Annotated in this window: 2 protein-coding genes; both read left to right on the top strand. The window is 68.7% G+C overall.

From position 1 onward, the window contains the following. On the top strand, window positions 1–5,268 hold a 5,268-nt coding region (locus tag AC1DBD_RS17635), incomplete at its 5' end, for an Ig-like domain-containing protein (RefSeq protein WP_476982696.1). 150 nt (window positions 5,269–5,418) lie between these two features. After that, window positions 5,419–5,677, top strand: a 259-nt coding sequence (locus AC1DBD_RS17630) for a hypothetical protein (protein WP_441419542.1), incomplete at its 3' end; no start/stop codon positions are given.

Here is a 5,677-nt window from a genome sequence, read left to right as displayed (position 1 = left end):
GCGCCGGTGCAGTTGGGTGGTTGTGTGCATGCGGCGTGGTCGGGGGCGAATAAGTATGTGCGGGACTGCGGCAGTGATGCCGATGACAGGAGCGTGGATGTGCCGAAGGCGTCCGCGTCGCCGTCGTATGTGTTCCGGGTGAACCGGGATGTGGTGGTGCTCAATGATGTGAATTCGGGCAATGTGTGGCTGGTGAACCAGAACATGCAGCTGGTGAACAACTGGGACGACGTCATCCCGCCGCAGCAGACCTCGGACGACGCGGACAAGGACTCCGCCGACGAGGTGCAGCAGACCGTCCTGCCGGACCGCACCAAACCCAACAGCCCGCCGGTCGCCAAAGCCGACACCTTCGGGGTCCGCGCCGGCAAGACGACCATCCTTCCCGTGCTGGACAACGACACCGACCCCGACGGCGACATCCTCACCGTCCGGTCGCCGGAACCGCTCAAATCCGGGCTGCTCGCACCGATCTACGGCGCCACCGGCTTCCAGGTCAGCGTGGGCGCGGACAAGACCGGTACGGAAACGTTCAAATACACGGTCGACGACGGCCGCGGCCTCTCCGCCTCCGCCGACGTCACGCTTAACATCGTCCCGCCCGGGGAGAACTCCGCCCCGCGGCAGAAACCGAACAGGAACACCACACTCGTAGTCCAGGCCGGCAAAGCGGTCAGCCAGAACATCCTCACCGACTGGACCGACCCCGACGGCGATGACGTGTTCGTCGTCGGCGCTGCAAGCAGCGACCCCCGCGACCAGGTGAAAGTCCGGCCCGACGGCCTGCTCAGCTTCCAGGACTCCGGCTCCGAACCCGGCCGCAAGACCGTCACCGTCACCGTCTCCGACGGCCGGTCCACGGCCGAAGGCAAGGTCACCGTGGAGGTGCGCCCGCCAGGAGCCCTGCCGCCGATCGCGAACGCGGACCACCTCGTGGCCGTCGCCGGCGTGGACACCGTGATCGCCCCGCTCAAAAATGACTCGGACCCGCAGGGCGGGGCGCTCCGTCTCGCCCAGGCCACCCCGGACGGCAACTCCACCGCCACCATGGGCGCCGACCAGCAGACCTTCACCTTCAACTCCACCGCCCTCGGCGCACACTACGTCTCCTACCTCGTCACGAACGGGCCGGCCAGCGCCCAGCAGCTGGTCCGGGTCGACGTCGTCCCCGGCGGCGGCGACGGAGCACCGGTCGCGGTCCGCGACACCGCGCTGTTGCCGGCCGGCGGCAGCGTGCTGGTGGACGTCCTCGGCAACGATTCGGACCCCTCCGGCGGCGTCCTGGTGGTCCAGTCCGTGACCGCCGCCGATGGACTGCCGCTCAGCGTCGCCGTCCTGGACCACTCCGTCGTCCGGATCACCGACCTCCGCGCCCAGGGCCAGCTCAACGTCAAGTACACAATCTCCAACGGCAAGTCCTCCGCGAGCGGCGAGATCGCCGTCCTGGTCGTCCCCGCGCCGTCCAAGCTGCAGGCGCCGCAGGCCAAACCCGACGAGGCAACCGTCCGTGCGGGCGACGTCGTCACCATCCCGGTGCTGGAGAACGACACCGACCCCAACGGCGGCAAGCTCACCCTCGAACCGGTGCTGGCCCAAAAGCCGGACGCCGCCGACGGCCGCACCTTCACCGCCGGCCAGACGCTGCGCTTCATCGCCGGCGAGGTGCCGAAGACGGTCTACGCGATCTACAAGGTCACCAACGCCTCCGGACAATCCGACTCCCAGCAGGTGTCCATCCGGATCCGGGCCCGCGACGACGAACGCAACACCCGCCCCGAACCGAAGAACCTGACCGCCCGCGTGGTGGCCGGCATGACGGTCCGCATCCCGGTGCCGCTCGACGGTGTGGACACCGACGGCGACTCTGTGCAGCTGACGGGCGTGGACAAGGCCCCCGCAATGGGCACGGCCGTGGTCAAGGACGGCTACCTCGAATTCACCGCCGCCGGCAACGCCGCCGGCACGGACACCTTCAGCTACCGCGTCCGGGACCGGATCGGCGCCGAAAACACCGGCACCGTGATCGTCGGCATCGCGCCGCGGGAAATCAATAACCAGAAGCCGATCGCGGTTGACGACGCCGTGGACGTCCGGCCCGGCCGCAAGATCGCCGTCGACGCCCTCACGAACGACTCGGATCCCGATGGGGACCCGATCAGCCTGGTGCGCAACGGCTTCGAGGCCCGCCCGGAGCTCGCCGTCGAGCCGGCCGACGGCGGCAAGGTGCTGCTCACAGCGCCGGGCGCCGCGGGCAACGAGAGCGTCAGCTACAAAATCCAGGACGACAAAAAAGCCCAGGGCAGCGCCGTGATCCGGGTCCGGGTCAGCCCGGATGCAACCCTTAAGGCCCCGCTCGCGAAAGACGACGTGGTCACCCCGGCGGAGACCCTCGGCAAGTCCGCCGTCGACGTCCCGGTCCTGAAGAACGACGCCGACCCCGACGGCGTCGCCGCAGAACTCAAGATCGGCCTGCCGGACGGCAATCCGAACGCGCGCGTGGCCGGCGACGGGACCGTCCGGGTGGCCCTCGCGCCGAAGGACCAGCTGGTTCCCTACACCGTCACCGATGTGGACGGCCAAAGCGCGACGGCGGTCATCTGGGTCCCCGGCCAGGGTGAACAGCACCCCACCCTGGCCCGGACCGAGGCCGTGGAGGTGATGGCCGGCAAGGAAATCACCCTGGACCTGGGCGAGTACGTCCGCGTCAGGGAAGGCCGTACGCCGCGGATCACCCAGGTGGACAAGGTCAAGGTCCAGGGCGCCGAGCCGGACAACGTCGTGGCCGGCAACGGGAGTAAGCTGCGTTACGCCGCCCTCAAGGACTACGTGGGCCCGGGCTCGGTCACCTTCGAGGTCACCGACGGCAGCGGACCCGAGGACCCGGCCGGGCTGAAGTCCACGCTCAGCATCATCACCAAGGTCATCCCGGACCCGAACGCCAACCACCCGCCGACGTTCAGCGGCGCCACCCTTGAGGTGCCGAAGGCCGAGTCCGCGAGCCTGGAACTGGGCAACCTGGCCAAGGACGTCGACGCCGGCGACCAGGACAAACTTAAATTCGAACTCGACGGAACACTCCCGGAGGGCTTCAAGGCCACGCTCGCCGGCGCCACCCTGAAAGTCACCGCAGACTCCGCCAAGGCCGCGGGCTGGAAGGGCAGCATCCCGCTCAAGGTCACCGACGGCCGCTCCGATCCTGTCCGGGCCACGGTGGCGGCCACCGTCACGGCCTCAAACCGGCCACTGCCGGTGGCGAACGAGGACGTCGTGGAGAAGGCCAACGCCGGCAAGGCGGAGACCGTCAACGTCCTTGCCAACGACTTCAACCCCTTCTCCGACACGCCGCTGCGGATCGTGGCCGCCACCGTGGAAACCGGCTCCGCGGCCGGGCAGCCCGCGGTGGCCGGGGACTCCATCACGGTCACCCCCGCCGGCGGCTTCAAGGGCGTGATGGTGGTCCGCTACACCGTCATGGACAAGACCGGGGACCTCTCCCGGCAGACCGACGGCCGCGTCCGGATCACCGTCCGGGACAAGCCCGACGCCCCGTCCGCGCCGAGCGCAACGGACGTCCGCAGCCGGACCGCCGTGCTCAAGTGGACGCCGCCGTCGGACAACGGTGCCGCCATCACCAAGTACACGGTGCGCTCCGGCAACGGCTTCAGCCAGGATTGCGCCACCACCACGTGCACCCTCAGCGGACTGACCAACGACGTCAAGTACGTCTTCACCGTCACCGCCACCAACGAGGTGAAGGAATCCGATCCCTCGCCGGCCTCCAACGAGATCCGGCCGGATGAAAAGCCCTCGCCGCCGGAGGCTCCCACGGTCAAGGCCGGGGACAAGAACATGGTGATCGCCTGGCCCGCGGCGAAGACCGAGGGCTCCGCGGTGAAGAACTACAACCTGGAGATCTCGCCGCCGCCGGCCAGCGGAGTCGCCGTGAAGAACGGCGTGACCGGCCTGAACTACACCTGGCCGGCCCTGACCAACGGCGTGCGCTACAAGGTACGCGCCCAGGCCGTGAACGAGCTCGGCCCCTCCGACTGGGGACAGTACTCCGCCGAGGACAACCCCGCCGGCGTCCCGGCCGCCCCGGGCGCGCCGACGACGTCGGTGGCCTCCGCCGTCGGCACCTCCAACCAGCTCAAGGTGGACTGGGATGAGCCAAACACCAACGGCGACGCGATCAAGAACTACTACGTCACGATGAGCGGCGGCGGCGGCGCGGACCAGACCCAGACCGTGGCCGGCACCGTGCGGACGGCGAACTTCACCGCCAACAACTCGGAAGCGTCCTACACCTTCACCGTGCAGGCCGAAAACAAGGCAGGCAAGGGCTCCGCCAGCGCGGCCTCCGCGCCGCGCCGCGCCACCGGCAAGCTCAGCCGGGTCTCCGGCGTGAGCGCCGCCGAGGCCAACACCGGCGGCGCCGGTCGGGCCATCACCATCAACTTCCGTGAGCTCACCGCTGCGGAACGCAACGGCTCGGCCTACTCCGAGGTGAGTTACACCTACCGAGCCAGCACCGGCCAGTCCGGGCCGATCAGGCCCGGCCAGACCGTCGGCGGGTTCGCCAACGGCGCCGCCACCACCGTCACGGTGACGGCCAACTCGTCCGTCGCGCCCAGCTCGGACGCCAGCACCGGGGCTAACGCGAACCCTTACGGCTCACCCGGCACCCCGTCGGCCTCCGGCATCAACGGCGCGGAAAACCAGCGGAACCTGACGTTTAACTGGGCCTCGCCGGATGCCGGGAGCCACGACATCGCCTACACCCAGATCAAAATCGACAACGGCGGCTGGGAACGGGTGGGCCCCTCGGGAAGCCGGACGGTCAACACCGGCGGCTTCAATGAACGGCACACGATCCAGGTCCAGACCGTCAACTCGCGCGGCACCGGCGGCCCGCTCGCCTCGGCGTCGGCCCAGTCCGGGGCAGAGAAGACGCGCTGGTCCACCAGGCTGAACTCCGGCATGGACCGCAGCTGCACCGACCTGCCGGGCGCCACCTCCTACGACCCGCAGAAATTCACCTGCGACGGCAAGAGCGGTTACGACCGGCCGTGGATGTCCCACTTCGACAGCTTCGACGTGATGTGCTGGAAGCCGCACGGCACCACCTACAGCGGCGACGGCCAGTGGTACTACATCATGCGCGGCTCACCGAACCAGACCCGCTGGATCCAGTCGCTGCACACCACCATCGGTTCGCCGGCACAGAGCGGCGTACCACTGTGCACCTTCCCGACAGGAGCCACGCCATAACCCGCCCCGGGCCCCGGCCGTCACCCTCCGCCGGGCAGTCCTCCCCATCGCGCTGCCGGAGATCGTTGGGTAGGCTGTCGCGGGAAGTGGGGGACCGGTCTCGGGTCCGCCGGGGGAACCACCACACAATTTTGAAGGAAAGCTAACGCTGTGACACGTCTTTTCGCCACGCTGGGTGCCAGAAAGCCGGGTTCCACGAAACCGCGATCACGCACGCGCCGCAAGTTCGTCACGGCCACTTCGTTTGTGGCTGCTGCTGTGGTGTTGGTGACGGGGGCCATCATCTATCCGGGGTTTAAGACTGCTGAGGTGGAGTTGAACGATGGTGGTGTGTGGGTGGTGTCGAAGGCGAAGAATGCGGTGGGGCGGTTGAATTATCCGTCGCGGGTGTTGGATGGTGCGGTGACGC

It is taken from the genome of Arthrobacter sp. 10T419, from assembly GCF_056394105.1.
Note: the sequence above shows the minus strand (reverse complement) of the source record. Positions and strands in the feature narration are given on the sequence as shown.